A 14,454-nucleotide genomic window follows, 5' to 3' on the forward strand; every position below is an offset into this window, starting at 1 on the left:
GCATGCGTGGAGGTTAACCCCTATCTTTGCGTTACGCAATGCGTACTAGAGTTACGCAAAACGGCATCGGCGCAAAGTTGCAGGAGGCAGCACCATGAGCGAGACACCCGGCGATACCGCTGCGCAGCCCTCGGACTCCCGGCCCGAAGGCGCGGCGGCAGGGCGTTGCCCCTTTCCCCACGGCGCGCACGCGGCTCCTGACGCCGCCGCGCGCTGCCCGGTGAGCGCGAACGCGGCGGCCTTCGACCCGTTCAGCGACGGCTACCAGCAGGACCCGCCCGAGTACGTGCGCTGGGCGCGCGAGCAGGAGCCCGTGTTCTACAGCCCGCAGCTCGGCTACTGGGTGGTCACGCGCTACGACGACATCAAGGCGATCTTCCGCGACAACCTCACGTTCTCGCCCTCCATCGCGCTCGAAAAGATCACGCCTACCGGGCCCGAGGCCAACGCGGTGCTCGAGTCGTACGGCTACGCCATGAACCGCACGCTGGTGAACGAAGACGAGCCCGCGCACATGCCGCGCCGCCGTGTGCTGATGGAGCCGTTCACGCCCGAGCATCTCAAGCGCCACGAGCCCATGGTGCGGCGCCTCACGCGCGAATACGTCGACCGTTTCATCGACTCGGGCCGCGCCGATCTCGTCGACCAGATCCTCTGGGAGGTGCCGCTCACGGTGGCGCTGCATTTTCTCGGCGTGCCCGAGGAAGACATGGACATGCTGCGCCGCTACTCGATCGCGCACACGGTCAACACGTGGGGCCGCCCGCGCCCCGAAGAGCAGGTGGCGGTCGCGCACGCGGTGGGCAACTTCTGGCAGTTCGCGGGCAAGGTACTCGAGAAGATGCGCCAGAATCCCGAGGGCCCCGGCTGGATGCAGTACGGCATCCGCAAGCAGCTGGCGCATCCCGAAGTCGTCACAGACTCCTATCTGCATTCGATGATGATGGCGGGTATCGTGGCCGCGCACGAGACTACGGCGAATGCCACGGCCAACGCGATGAAGCTGCTGCTGCAGCATCCGCGCGCGTGGCGCGAGCTCTGCGAAGACCCGAGCCTGATACCGAACGCAGTGGAGGAGTGCCTGCGCCACAACGGCTCGATCGCGGCGTGGCGGCGCCTTGCGACGAAGGACGTGCAGATCGGCGGCATCGACATTGCGGCGGGCTCGAAGCTCCTGATCGTGACGTCGTCGGCGAATCACGACGAGCAGCATTTTGCCGACGCCGACCTGTTCGATATCCGGCGCGAGAACGCGAGCGACCACGTCACGTTCGGCTATGGCGCACACCAGTGCATGGGCAAGAACCTCGCGCGCATGGAAATGCAGATCTTCCTCGAGGAATTCACGCGCCGCCTGCCGCATATGCGTCTGGCCGATCAGCCATTCACCTACGTGCCTAATACATCATTTCGGGGTCCGGAGCATCTATGGGTGGAATGGGACCCCGCGCGAAACCCCGAGCGCACGAATCGTGCGTTGCTGGGGGCGCGCTCGCCGGTGCGCATCGGCGAGCCTTCATCGCATGCGCTGAGCCGCCCCGTGGTGGTCGAGCGCGTGGAGACCGTGGCGGAGGGCATCGTGCGGCTGCGTCTGGTTGCGCCCGAGGGCGCGACGCTGCCGCGCTGGGCGCCAGGCGCGCATATCGACGTGGAATGTGGCGCCGGGTTCGGCACTGGCACCGACGAATGTGGCAAAGGCGGCCACGACGCGCTGTCGCGCCAGTATTCGCTGTGCGGCGACCCCGCCGACACGGGCGCGTTCGAAATCGCCGTGCTGCGCGAAACGCGCAGCCGCGGCGGTTCCATGTGGATTCACGACAGGCTGCGCGAGGGCATGCGCCTGAGGATCCGCGGGCCGCGCAATCATTTCCGGCTCGACGAGACGCGCGAGGCGGGGCACCGGGCCATTTTCATCGCGGGCGGCATCGGCATTACGCCAATCAGCGCGATGGCGCGCCGCGCGCGCGAGCTCGGCATCGACTACGCGTTGCACTACAGCGGCCGCTCGCGTCGGACCATGGCGTTCGTCGAGGAATTGGCGCAGTTGCATGGCGAACGGCTGCGTCTGTACGCCTCCGATGAAGGCACGCGCAACGATTTCGGCGCGCTGCGCGTGGACGATCACACACGCGTTTATGCCTGCGGCCCGGCGCGCATGCTCGACGCGCTCGAAGCCGCGAGCGCGGCGTGGCCCGCAGAGACCTTGCGCATGGAGCACTTCGCCGCGAGCGCCGGCAAGCTCGATCCGGCCAATGAGCACGCCTTCGAGGTCGAGCTCAGGGATTCGGGCGTCGTGCTCGAGGTGGGCGCGGACCAGACCGTGCTCGACGCCCTGCGCCGCGCAAATATCGACGTGCAGAGCGATTGCGAGGAAGGACTGTGCGGCTCGTGCGAGGTGCGCGTGCTGGCGGGCGAGATCGATCATCGCGATGTCGTGCTCACGCGCGCCGAGCGCGATGCGCAGACGCGCATGATGACCTGCTGCTCACGCGCGCGGGGCAAACGGCTGATACTCGAGCTTTAGGGCGCGAGCGTACCGGGGCGTGAGCGCGAATATTACGTTTTGCCGACGATCTTGCGGCGGCCGGCGCAAGCAGCAAGCGGGAGCAGCAAGCAGGCGCAGCAAGCAGGATGAACATCGGGGCTATTGCCGACTTTTGGCCAGACGAATGCCGGCTTCTTTGAAAACGAATTGTTGGCTGCGTGCCGCTCCACCACACTGAGAACTGTCGCGAGGCGGCGCGTGCACACGCGCCGCGAGAGAACCGAGAGAGCAAAGACAGGAGGCGAAGGTGGTGACAGGCGTGGCGCGGGCGGCGCGCAAGATCAGCGACATCGCGCGGCACTGGGCGCAAGCGGCGCCCGAGGCCACGGCGATACGCGAAGAGGGCCGCGAGATCGGCTTCGGCCAGCTCTGGCGCAACGTGGAGGCGGCGCAGCGTTTCTTGCGCGCGCAGGGTGTGGGCACGGGCGATCGCGTGATGGTCGTGGCCGAGAACTGCCCGGCCGTTATCACCTTGCTGTTCGCGCTTTCGGAAATCGGCGCGTGGCCGGCCATCGTCAACGCGCGGCTCTCGGAGCGCGAGATCGAGACGATCCGCGCGCATTGCGGGCCGCGTCTCATGCTCTTCACGCATGCGGCCTCTCCCGACGCGCTGCGTCACGGCGTGCGCCAGCGCGCGAAGGAAATTGCGCCAGAGGGGCTCGGCCCGCTGATGATGGCGGACCCCGACTCGCAAGCCGTGCGCGAGCCAGAAGCGCTCGCTCACGAAGTGGCGCTCCTCATCTACACGTCAGGCACGACGGGCCAGCCCAAGGGCGTGATGGCCACGCATCGCGGGCTGCTGCATTTCGCGCACGTCTCTGCCACTTCGCGCGACATGACGCCCGCCGACTGCGCCTATGCGGTCATGCCGATGTCGCATATCTTCGGCCTCGCCACGCTGCTGCTCGCCACTTTCGAAGCGGGCGCGAGCCTGTATCTGGCCACGCGCTTCTCGGCCGAGGAGGTGGTGAAGGCGTTGAGCGCTTCGGAAATCTCCATTCTGCAGGGCGTGCCCACGATGTTCACGCGCATCGTCGCGTGGGCGCGCGAGCATGGCGGCGCGGTGCAGGCGCCGCGCCTGCGCTATCTCTACACGGGTGGCGGCCCGCTCGATCCCACGCTCAAGCAGCAGGTGGAAGCGCTGTTTGGCATGCCGCTGCATCACGGCTATGGCATGACAGAGTACGCGGGCTCGCTCTTCATCACGCGCATGGACCGGCCGCGCAAGGACACGTCTTCGGGCGAGATCGTCGAAGGCGCCCAGCTGCGCATCGTGGGCCCCGATGGCCGCGAAGTCGCGCGGGGCGAGGCCGGCGAGCTATGGGTGCGTGGGCCCGGCGTCATGCATGGCTACTATCGCGAGCCCGCGCTCACGGCCGAAGCGATCGACGCCGACGGGTGGCTCAAGACCGGCGACCTCGGACGGCTCGAGGCCGATGGTGCGCTCTTCATCGTGGGGCGCTCAAAGGACCTCATCATCCGTTCGGGCTTCAACGTCTACCCAATCGAAGTGGAGTCGGTCATCAACACCTGGGAGGCGGTGCGCCTCTCAGCCGTGGTGGGCCGCACCGACGCCGAAGGCAACGAAGAAGTCGTGGCCTTCGTGGAGCCCAAAGAGGGCGCGACGCTAGATATCGAGGCGTTGCAGCGTTATATCGGCGAGCGGCTTTCGCCGTACAAGCGGCCCGTGCAGATCGTGCCCATCGACATGATTCCCACCACCGCGAGCGGCAAGCTGCAAAAGCAGCCGCTGCGCGAGCTTGCTGCGCGCCGCCGCTAGCGCGTCGTTTCAATTCGAACCGGCGCGCTTTCGTCCGGGGCTCTGGCCGGTGCAAGGCGCTGCTGCACTCAACTCATAAGGGATGCCAATAATGATTCGCGACCAGGAAACGATGAACGTGCTGCTCGACAACGTCGCGCGCTTCGTGCGCGAGCGCCTCGTGCCGAACGAGGAGCGCGTGGCGGATACCGACGAGATTCCCGCCGACATCGTGAGCGACATGAAATCGATGGGCCTGTTCGGCCTCACGATTCCGGAAGCCTACGGCGGCCTCGACCTGACGATGGAAGAGGAAGTGCTCGTGATGTTCGAGCTCGGCAAGACCTCGCCCGCGTTTCGCTCGATCATCGGCACGACGGTGGGTATCGGCTCGCAGGGCATCGTGATCGACGGCACCGAGGAGCAAAAGGCCATGTGGCTGCCGAAGCTTGCAACCGGCGAGGTCATCGCGAGCTTCGCGCTCACGGAGCCGGGCTCGGGCTCCGACGCGGCCTCGCTCAAGACGCGCGCCGAGCGCCACGGCGACCACTACGTCGTGAACGGCACCAAGCGCTTCATCACCAATGCGCCGCAGGCGGGCATGTTCACGCTGATGGCGCGTACCAACCCCGACGAGCCGCGCGCGGGCGGCATCACGGCTTTCATCGTCGATGCGAAGACGCCCGGCATCAGCTTCGGCAAGCGCGACCGCAAGATGGGCCAGAAGGGCGCGCACACCTGTGACGTGATCTTCGAGGACGTCAAGGTGCCGGCCGGGAACATTATCGGCGGCAAGGAGGGCGTGGGTTTCAAGACCGCGATGAAAGTGCTCGACAAGGGCCGCATTCATATCGCCGCGATCTGTGTGGCGGTGGCGCAGCGCATGCTCGACGACGCCTTGCGCTATGCGATGGAGCGCGAGCAATTCGGTCAGCCCATCGGCGAATTCCAGCTCGTGCAGGCTATGCTCGCCGACAGCCAGGCCGAGCTCTATGCCGCGCGCTGCATGGTGCTCGACGCGGCGCGCCGCCGCGACGAAGGCAAGAACGTGAGCACCGAGGCGGCGTGCGCGAAGCTCTTCGCCTCGGAGATGTGTGGCCGCGTGGCCGACCGCGCGGTGCAGATTTTCGGCGGCGCGGGCTATATGGCCGACTACGGCATCGAGCGCTTCTATCGCGACGTGCGCCTGTTCCGCATCTACGAAGGCACGAGCCAGATCCAGCAGATCGTCATTGCGCGCAATATGATGCGCGACGCGCAAGCGCTTTGATTCGTGAAGGCGGTGGCGTCGGGTTCACCGCCGCTCTTTCGCAGAATCAGCCCTGAAATAGCGGGATAAAAGCGAAATTCATTCGAGCCGGCCGATGCCGTCGGCCACCAGCAGATCGACGAGCTTGCGCGCGAACAGCGGCAGCGCCTCGCGCTCGGCCACGCAGATCTGCAACTTGCGCACGGCCCACTCGTTGGTGAACGGCACGATCTTGAGCGCCATGGTTTGCGCGTGGCGGCGCGCGGTGCCCTCGGGCAGCACGCCAATGCCGATGTTCGCTTCGATCATGCGGCACGCGGCCTCGAAGTTGCTGACCTGAATACGCCAGCGGATGGTGCGCTGCAAGTTCGATGACGCGCGCTTGAGAAAGGCATAGATTGCGCTGTCGTCGGGCGGGCCCACGAAGTCGTAGCCGAGCGTCTGGGCGAAGTCGATCTCGCTCGCCTGCGCGAGCGGGTGCGAGAGCGCGGTCGCGAGCACGAGACGGTCGCGCCGGTAGGGCATGACCTCGAGCCCCTCGGTGCGCACGTCGCCGGCGACGATGCCGATGTCGACGGTGCCGTCCTGCACGGCGCGCACGATGTCGGGGCTCAGCCGCTCGTGGATATCCACGTACACATCCGGGTGATTGATGAGGTAGGTGCGCAGCACGGCGGGCAGGAACTCGCTCGTGGCCGTGGTGTTCGCGAACACGCGCACGTGGCCCTTCACACCCTGCGAGTACTCCTGCAGGTCGCCCGTCAATTGCTCCAACTGCTTGAGCACACGCCGCGCGTGCGCGAGCAGCGTCTCCCCAGGCGCCGTGAGCGTCACCCCCTGGCTCGTGCGCGAGAGCAGCTTCACGCCGACTTGCTCTTCGAGATTCTTGATGCGCGTGCTGGCCGCGGGCAGCGATAGATGCGCGCGTTCCGCGCCGCGCGTGAGGCTGCTGGCCTCCGCCACGTGCGTGAAGAGCTTCAGGTCGACAAGATCGAAATGCATGGTTTCGCCCAGTAGTGCCTTGGTCCTTTGGTGACCGGGGGCCGGCGCCGCCGGTGTCATCGTTCGTTCGAACGATTCTGCGCAAGCGGCAAGACTATCGCGGATCTTGCGCATTATTGCGTCGCAGCGCAACACGCGCCATTAGCGCAATTACGGGTTAATCCTGGACGAATCGGGCATTCGGCATATCCAAATTGTGCCCGCGCGAGCGTTGCGTCAAGCTGCAAGCACGACAAACGGCGCCACAAACCACAAGACGGCGCGCGCCGGCACAACAGATTCATTTCAACGGATGCCCGTGCAATGCGGGACGGAGGAGCACGAACGATGACGACGCAACGGATGCTGGAAGGCAAGGTGGTGGTGGTGACGGGCTCGGGCGGCGGCATTGGCCGCGACATCGCATTGGCGATGGCGCGCCAGGGCGCCAGGGTCGTGGTCAACGACGTGGGCGCATCGCTCTCGGGCGAGGGTCACAACGACGGCCCCGCGCAGGCCGTGGTCAACGAGATCGAGGCGTTCGACGGGCAGGCCACGGCGAACATGGACAGCGTGGCCGACGCCGCGGGCGCCGCGCATATCGTGCAAAACGCGCTCGACGTGTTCGGCCGCGTCGACTGCGTGGTGAACAACGCGGGCATTTTGCGCGACCGCTTCTTCCACAAGATGAGCGAGGAGGAGTTCGACGCGGTCGTAAAGGTGCACCTGTACGGCTCTTACTACGTGTCGCGCGCCGCCGCCGACCACTTCAAGGACCAGCGCAGCGGCGCCTTCGTGCACATGACTTCGACCTCGGGCCTGATCGGCAATCTCGCGCAGGCCAACTACAGCGCGGCGAAGCTGGGCATCGCGGGGCTTTCGAAGTCCATCGCGCTCGATCTGCAGAAGTTCGGGGTGCGATCGAACTGTGTCGCGCCGTTCGCGTGGAGCCGCATGATCAACTCGATCAAGATCGATTCGCCGGAGCAGGAAGCACGTGTCGAGAAGATCAAGCAGATGACGCCCGCGAAGATCGCGCCGCTCGCGGTGTTCCTCGCAAGCGAGCAGGCCGCGGACGTCACGGGGCAGATTTTTGCCGTGCGCAACAACGAGATCTTCCTGATGAGCCAGCCGCGTCCCGTGCGCTCCGTGCATCGCGGCGAGGGCTGGACGCCTGAGACGATCGCTCAGCACGCCATGCCGGCGCTGCGCGGCTCGTTCCATGAACTCGATGTCTCGGCCGACGTTTTCAGCTGGGACCCGGTCTGATGTCGCGTGCCGCGCGTGTCGTGGAGGCGGACGCGCTCGATTTTGCGCAGTACGTGCGCCCCGGCGACCTCGTCGCGTGGGGGCAGTGTGGCGCGGAGCCCTGCACGCTCACGGCGCGGCTGATGGCGCAGCGCAAGGCCATCGCCGCGCAGGGCAGCCAGGAAGGGGCCGGCGGGCGCTTTCGCGTGTTCATTGGCGCGTCGTGGTCCGGGACGCTCGAGCCGGCGCATGCGGACGTCGTGGACTTTCTCGCCTATGGCGCGGCAGGCACGAACCGGAGGCTCGAGCAGAACGACGCGGCAGCGGCGTGCCTCATCGTCGCCGAAGACCAGCTCGAGAAGCTGGGCGTGACGCCGCTCGGCTATCTCACGGGCTGGGCCGCGGCGGGCTGCGAGCCCTCGACCATGGGCATCGGCCCCGTGCCTGCCGTGCGCAAGCTCCTGCAGAAGACCGGCCTCACGTTCGACCAGCTCGATCTCGTCGAGCTGAACGAGGCGTTCGCATGCCAGGTGCTCGCGGTCCTCGAGGGCTGGGGCTGGCACGACCATGCTGACGATCAGCGCCTGAACGTGAACGGCTCGGGCATCTCGCTTGGCCATCCGATCGGCGCGACCGGCGTGCGCATGCTCACGACGCTGCTCTACGAGCTGCAGCGCCGCAAGGGCCGCTATGGCCTCGAAACGATGTGCGTGGGCGGCGGGCAGGGCATCGCCGCCATCTTCGAGCGCGCGGCGTAAGGCTGGCCGCATCAATGGCGTCGCGCACAAGTGTGCGAGCGCGGCGCATCGAACACGAGGTCGGCGGCATCGCACCGCTGCCGGCCTCAACCATGGAGGAGACATGCGCGATCCGCTCGATTCGCTCAATCTGCAACTCGAACGCCTGCACGCGCATCCGTTCTACGCGGGACGCCTGCCGCGCAGCGTGGCAAGCGCAGCCGAATTTGCCGAACGCGTGCCGCTCATGTCGCGCGCAGAGCTCGTGGCCGAGATGGGCAAGTCCGGCTACGGCGCGTTCGCGCCGCCTGTGCCGCCCGTGCGCGTGCATCTCACGCCCATGGGCGCGGCGCTCGTGCCCATCCTGCACAGCGCCGCCGATCTGCGCGCCATTGAAACGGCATGCGGCCAGCATCTCGATGCCTGCGGCATTGGCCCGGGCGACGTCTGCATGGTCACGTTCGGCTATCACCTGTTCGTGGCCGGCCTCTTTTACCAGAGCCAGATGGAGGCGCGTGGCGTCGCGTGTATTCCGCATGGCCCCGGCGAAACGGAGCGCGCCGCGCAGGTTGCGCGCCAGTGTGGCGTGACGGTGCTCGCGGGCAATCCCACGCACGCGCTCAAGCTGATCGAGGCCGGGTGCCCCGTGCCGCGCGTGTTCTTCGCGGGCGGCGAGCCCTTCAGCGGCAATGAGGCGCTCTATGCGCGCGTGCGGGCCGCCATGCCGGGCACGCTGCTCATCGACAGCTATTCGTTGTCCGAATGTTTGCCGGTGGCGCGCACGTTCCCGGGCGGCACGGGCGTGCACGTCTTCGACGAGTTGCTCCATGCCGAAGTGATCGACCCCGACACACTCGCGCCGCTGCCCGATGGCGAGCGCGGCGAACTCGTGCTCACGCATCTGAAGAAGGAGTTGCAGCCGCTCGTGCGCTACCGCACCGGCGACCTCACCGTGCTCGAGCGCACGGCGAGCGTGCATGGCCGCACGGTGTCGCTGCCGCGTGTGGTGTTCGGGCGCGTCGATTCGATGGTGAAGATCAAGGGCGTGAAGGTGTATCCGTCCGAGATCAAGCGTGTATTGCTCGGCGTTGCCGGCGCCACGGGAGCATACCGGCTCGTGGTGGGCGCAAAGGCGCACGGCGGCGACCATCTCACGCTGCTCGTCGAGGGGGCGCCCACCGACCTGGACGCCATTGCCGAGCGCTTCAAGCGCCAGACACTGATTCACGCGGACGCCATCGAGGTGGTGGCGAAGCTCGAAGGCGCGGCGCTGGTGCAGGACCAAAGGAGAGAGACAACATGAACAACGTAGAAGCAGCTCCGGCGCCATGGCGCTACGTCGTGGGCGACCACAGCTACGCGGATTTTTCGACTTCGGTTTCGCCCGCCATCGAGCGCGCCGTGGCCGAGGGCCTCGCGCCACCCACCGTACTCCTGAACGTCTTCAACAGCGACAGCATCACCGTGGGCGTGAACGAAGATCCGAACCAGGTGCTCGACCTGCTGTTCTGCCGCAGCAACAACGTGCTCGCACGGCGGCGCGTGAGCAGCGGCGGGGCGATCTATGCGGGCAGTGGCTCGGCCTTTCTCGCGCTGTATCTGCCGGTCGACCTGCCCGGCGTGCCGGACACGGCGGCAGCCGCCTTCCCGGCCATTCTCGGGCACGTGGCCGAGGCGCTGCGCGAGGTGTTCGGGCTCGCGGCGTCGTACCGGCCGCTCAACGATGTGGAGATCGACGGCCGCAAGCTGGTGGCCACCTCGATGAAGATCGAGAGCGGCGTGCTCACGTTCCGCATCCTGCTGAACGTGAAGGCGATCGACACGGCGATCGCGGCGCGCGCGATGCCGATGGCGCCGGAAAAGGTGAAGGACAAGAAGCACAAGGACCTCGGCTCGCGCTACACCTATCTGGAGCAGGAGTTGGGCCGCGCGGTGAGCGCGACGGAGCTGCGCGCGTGGGCTCAGGCGTGCGTGCGCCGGGCCTTTGGCGACATCGCGCTCGCAGCAGGCGAGCTGGGCGAAGCGGAGCGCGCCTACGCTCTGCAATATACGAGCGAGCTCGTCGACGATGCCTGGTTCCACGAGAAGAGCGAAGCAACGCGCTATGGAGCCATCGAGCAAACCGGCGACCGCGTCGTGCGGGGCCGCGAGAAAGCGCCTGCCGGGCTGATCTGGTTGAGCCTGCTGGTGCGCGGCGGGGTGGTGCAGCGCGCGATCGTGAACGGCGACTGGCATCCGCGCCCGCTGCGCTCGGTGGCCTGGCTCGAAGACGGCTTCGCGGGACTGGCGGCCACGCGCGAAGCGTGCGGCGCCCATGTCGAAGCGTTCCTCGCCCGCGTGGACGTGGAGTTCGCGGGCGTCGAGCCCGTACATCTGCTCACGGCGCTCGACAAGGCGCTCGCCGAACTCACGCATGCGCAGGGAGCGGCCGCATGAGCGGCTCAACCCTGCTGGTCGATATCGAGGATGGCGTCGCCACGCTGTGCTTCAACCGCCCCGAAGCGAAGAACGCGATGAACACGGCCATGCGTGCGGAGCTTCACGACGCGGTCGTGCGCATCCGCGCCGAGCGCAGCGTGCGCGCCGTGGTGCTGCGCGGCGCGGGCAGCGACTTCTGTTCGGGCGGCGATGTGCGCGGCATGAACGTGACGAGCGCCCAGGCGGGGCGCGAGCGCATCGACGATCTGCATGGCTGGGTGAGCATGCTGATCGACCTCGACCGCCCCGTGATCGCCGCGGTGGATGGCGTGTGCTACGGCGCGGGCTTCAGCTTTGCGCTCGCCGCCGACTTCGTGATCGCCAGCACGCGCGCGCGCTTTTGCATGCCGTTCATGAAGGTGGGGCTCGTGCCCGATTGCGGCGCGTTCTATACGCTGCCCCGCGTGGTGGGCCTCGCGTGTGCGAAGGATCTCGTGTTCACGGCGCGCGAGATTGGCGCAGTGGAGGCGAAGGCGATGGGCGCCGTGCTCGAAATCGTCGAGCCGGACCAGCTTCACGCGCGCGCGGCCCAGCTCGCGGCGAGCCTTGCTGCCGCGTCGCCGGTTGCGTTCGGCGTGGCCAAGCGCGCGTTGAATCAGTCGCTAGGCAGCGACTTGCGCACGATGCTGGAAATCGAGGCTGCGGCGCAGGGCATCGCCTTCACGACCGAATACCACCAGGAGGCCGTGAGGCGCTTTCGCGAGAAGGCGGAGCCGCTCTTCAAGTGGCCCGCGCGCGAAGCGTGATGTCAGATTCGGACTCCAGAGTTATTTATCTTCGGCACATCCATGACAATCGATTACCACACCTTGCGCAACTGGCCGTTCAAGGGCATCGAACAGACCTACACGGCGCGCGACGCGATGTTCTATAGCCTCGCCGTGGGCTATGGCGCGGATCCCGTCGACCCCGACGACCTCGCTTTCGTCTACGAGAAGGAACTGCGCGTGGCGCCGACTTTCGCGGTGGTGCTCGGCTTTCCCGGCTTCTGGGCGCGAGACCCGAAGAGTGGCATCGACTGGGTGCGTCTGCTGCACGGCGAGCAGGGCATCGAGATTCACAAGCCGCTGCCGCCCGCAGCCACGGTGATCGGCCGTTCGCGCATCACGCGCGTGGTCGACAAGGGCGAAGGCAAGGGCGCGCTGCTCGAAATTGAGCGTAGCATTACCGACAAGGTCACAGGCGAGCTTTACGCCACGCTCACGCAGCTCACGTTTTGCCGCGGCGACGGCGGCTTCAGCGCGCACGGCGGCCCGAGCGACGAGGCGCCTGCCGCGCCGCCCGCGGTGCCCGAGCGTGCGCCCGACCACGTCTGCACGCTGCCCACGCGGCCGGAGTCGGCGCTGCTGTACCGCCTGTGCGGCGACGACAACGCGCTGCACGCGGACCCGCAGATCGCGCGCGCGGCCGGCTTCGAGCGGCCCATCCTGCACGGCCTCGCCACATGGGCGGTGGCCGCGCATGCGGTGCTAAAGACGCTGTGCGCGAGCGACCCGGCGCGGCTCGCACGCTTTCACGCGCGTTTCACCGCGCCGGTCTATCCGGGCGAGACCATCCGCACGGAGGTCTGGCGCGACGGCAACGCCGTGAGCTTGCGCGCGCGCGTGGTCGAGCGTGACGTCGTGGTGCTCAACAACGGCACCGCGACACTGCGCTGAATGGCGCGCCTTGTATCACCGAATCCTCCTCGCAATCGCATAGACCTACGAAGGAACCGCAGTCATGGCCCGTCAACCGAAACCGCTGGTGCGCTCCGATATTGCGTACAGCACACCCGATCGCATCGTCGTGCGCGGCAAGAGCCTGCCCGACGAAGTGCTCGGCCACATGAATCTGGGCGACTTCGCGTATCTGCAACTGACCGGCAAGGCCGCCACGCCGCAGCAATCCGCGATGTTCAACGCCATCGTCATCACGCTCGTCGAGCACGGCATGACGCCCAGCGCGATTGCCGCGCGCATGACCTACGCCGGCGCGCCCGAGTCGTTGCAGGCGGCCGTGGCGGCGGGGCTGTGCGGGCTCGGCTCGGTGTTCGTCGGCAGCATGGAAGGCGCGTGCCGTATGCTCTCCGAAGCATTGCCCTATGACACACGCGGCTCACGCTGCGACGACCTCGAAGAGCTCGCGGTGGACACGGTAGCCGAGTGGCGCGCACGCGGCACGCCGATCCCGGGCCTGGGCCATCCGCTGCACAAGCCCATCGACCCGCGCACGCCGCGATTGTTCGAGCTTGCGGCGCAAAACGGACTGTCGGGCGATTATGTGAGGCTCATGCAATTGATCGGCGCCGAAGCCGAACGCGTCTCGGGCAAGCCGTTGCCGATCAACGCCACGGGCGCCATCGGCGCGATTTGCTGCGAGTTCGGCTTCCCGTGGCGCATCGTGCGCGGCTTTGGTGTGATGGCGCGCGCGATCGGGCTCGTCGGGCATCTGCTCGAGGAAGGCGAGCGGCCCATGTCGTTCGAACTGTGGCAACGTGTTGAGGATGAGGCGTCCGCGCATCTGCGCGGCGAGGCCTGATCCCGATCCATTGCCGCTACGGAGGATTGCAGTGTCCCAGTCAGAACCGGAAGTCCCGCAAGCCTTGCCGCTCGAGGCGTGGCTCGACAAGACCGAAACGCTCAGCGACGAGATCACGTCGTTCCCGCTGCGCGCGCTCGCGGCGACGCTCGACCGCGATGCGCCCGGCAACGCGGTGCCGCCGCTATGGCACTGGCTCTATTTCCTGCCGGTGGCGCCGCTCGCGCAAGTGGGCGCGGATGGCCACCCGAAGCGCGGTGGCTTCCTGCCGCCCGTTGCGCTGCCGCGCCGTATGTGGGCGGGCGGCCGCCTCACGTTCCACGCGCCGCTGCACGCGGGCAAGACCGCACAGCGCACCTCGACGATCGCGAGCATCGAAGACAAGACCGGGCGCAGCGGCCGGCTCGTGTTCGTGACGGTGCAGCATCGCTACGAAGCGGCGGGGGCGCTGTGCATCGAGGAAGAGCACGACATCGTCTATCGCGACGTCCCGCAGCCCGGTGCGAGCGCGCCGAAGCCCATGGTGGCGCCGCCGGGGCATACGTGGTCTCGCACGCTCGTGGGTGACCCCGTCCTGCTGTTTCGCTATTCCGCGCTCACCTTCAACGGTCATCGCATTCACTACGATTTCCCGTACGTCACGCAGGAGGAGGGCTATCCGGGGCTCATCGTGCATGGGCCGCTCATTGCCACGCTGCTGCTCGATCTCGTGCATCGCGAGCGCCCGGACGCGAGCGTCGCTTCGTTCGCGTTTCGCGCGGTGCGTCCCACCTTCGGCGGCAACGCGTTCACGCTATGCGGCAGGCCGGCCGACGATGGCCGCTCGGTCGAACTGTGGGCCAAGGACCACGAGGGCTATCTGACGATGCAGGCCACCGCGACGTTCTACTGAGCCTGACCACCCTGCGCATTTCGATCATGTTCCCATGAATCCAGC

11 protein-coding genes and 1 pseudogene are annotated in these 14,454 nt (G+C 67.2%); 11 read left to right on the forward strand and 1 reads right to left on the reverse strand.

What is annotated here, in order from left to right; translation table 11 throughout:
• The first annotated feature begins 94 nt into the window (after positions 1-94).
• The 3 genes from EYW47_RS04650 to EYW47_RS04660 all read left to right on the forward strand — a co-directional run bounded on the left by EYW47_RS04650 (position 95) and on the right by EYW47_RS04660 (position 5,574).
• Positions 95-2,524, forward strand: coding sequence for a cytochrome P450/oxidoreductase (locus EYW47_RS04650; protein WP_133193720.1), 2,430 nt, complete (start codon positions 95-97; stop codon positions 2,522-2,524).
• 271 nt (positions 2,525-2,795) lie between these two features.
• On the forward strand, positions 2,796-4,325 hold the full coding sequence (locus EYW47_RS04655; protein WP_133194189.1) for a class I adenylate-forming enzyme family protein: 1,530 nt from the start codon (positions 2,796-2,798) through the stop codon (positions 4,323-4,325).
• Positions 4,326-4,416: 91 nt separating this feature from the next.
• Complete coding sequence (locus EYW47_RS04660; protein WP_133193721.1) at positions 4,417-5,574, forward strand: acyl-CoA dehydrogenase family protein; 1,158 nt, start codon at positions 4,417-4,419, stop codon at positions 5,572-5,574.
• Between the two features lie 78 nt (positions 5,575-5,652).
• On the opposite strand, the gene EYW47_RS04665 is transcribed toward EYW47_RS04660, so the two are convergent.
• The gene (locus tag EYW47_RS04665; RefSeq protein ID WP_133193722.1) at positions 5,653-6,555 is read right to left on the reverse strand and encodes a LysR substrate-binding domain-containing protein; all 903 of its coding nucleotides are present in this window, start codon (positions 6,553-6,555) and stop codon (positions 5,653-5,655) included.
• Between the two features lie 342 nt (positions 6,556-6,897).
• Between EYW47_RS04665 and EYW47_RS04670 the strand changes: the two genes are divergently transcribed.
• From EYW47_RS04670 to EYW47_RS04700, 8 genes and pseudogenes are all read left to right on the forward strand, one after another.
• Complete coding sequence (locus EYW47_RS04670; RefSeq protein WP_133194190.1) at positions 6,898-7,803, forward strand: SDR family NAD(P)-dependent oxidoreductase; 906 nt, start codon at positions 6,898-6,900, stop codon at positions 7,801-7,803.
• 284 nt (positions 7,804-8,087) lie between these two features.
• Positions 8,088-8,540 (forward strand): annotated as a pseudogene (locus tag EYW47_RS04675) (acetyl-CoA C-acetyltransferase); the annotation flags it as partial.
• 103 nt (positions 8,541-8,643) lie between these two features.
• Complete coding sequence (locus tag EYW47_RS04680) at positions 8,644-9,822, forward strand: phenylacetate--CoA ligase family protein (RefSeq protein ID WP_165976495.1); 1,179 nt, start codon at positions 8,644-8,646, stop codon at positions 9,820-9,822.
• Positions 9,819-10,955, forward strand: a complete 1,137-nt coding sequence (locus EYW47_RS41695; RefSeq protein ID WP_240763540.1) for a lipoate--protein ligase family protein — start codon at positions 9,819-9,821, stop codon at positions 10,953-10,955. Before EYW47_RS04680 ends, EYW47_RS41695 begins: the two co-directional genes overlap by 4 nt.
• Positions 10,952-11,743: an enoyl-CoA hydratase/isomerase family protein gene (locus EYW47_RS41700; protein ID WP_240763541.1), complete on the forward strand. Its 792-nt coding sequence runs from the start codon at positions 10,952-10,954 to the stop codon at positions 11,741-11,743. Before EYW47_RS41695 ends, EYW47_RS41700 begins: the two co-directional genes overlap by 4 nt.
• A 42-nt stretch (positions 11,744-11,785) precedes the next feature.
• Positions 11,786-12,655, forward strand: a complete 870-nt coding sequence (locus EYW47_RS04690) for a MaoC/PaaZ C-terminal domain-containing protein (RefSeq protein ID WP_133193724.1) — start codon at positions 11,786-11,788, stop codon at positions 12,653-12,655.
• A 64-nt stretch (positions 12,656-12,719) separates the two neighbouring features.
• Positions 12,720-13,517: a citryl-CoA lyase gene (locus EYW47_RS04695; protein ID WP_133193725.1), complete on the forward strand. Its 798-nt coding sequence runs from the start codon at positions 12,720-12,722 to the stop codon at positions 13,515-13,517.
• 31 nt (positions 13,518-13,548) lie between these two features.
• Positions 13,549-14,409 carry an HTD2 family dehydratase gene (locus EYW47_RS04700; RefSeq protein ID WP_240763542.1) on the forward strand — a complete coding sequence of 287 codons (861 nt, stop codon included), beginning with the start codon at positions 13,549-13,551 and terminating at the stop codon, positions 14,407-14,409.
• Positions 14,410-14,454 lie beyond the last annotated feature (45 nt).

It is taken from the genome of Paraburkholderia silviterrae (assembly GCF_004353915.1).
GTDB classification, from domain to species: domain Bacteria; phylum Pseudomonadota; class Gammaproteobacteria; order Burkholderiales; family Burkholderiaceae; genus Paraburkholderia; species Paraburkholderia silviterrae.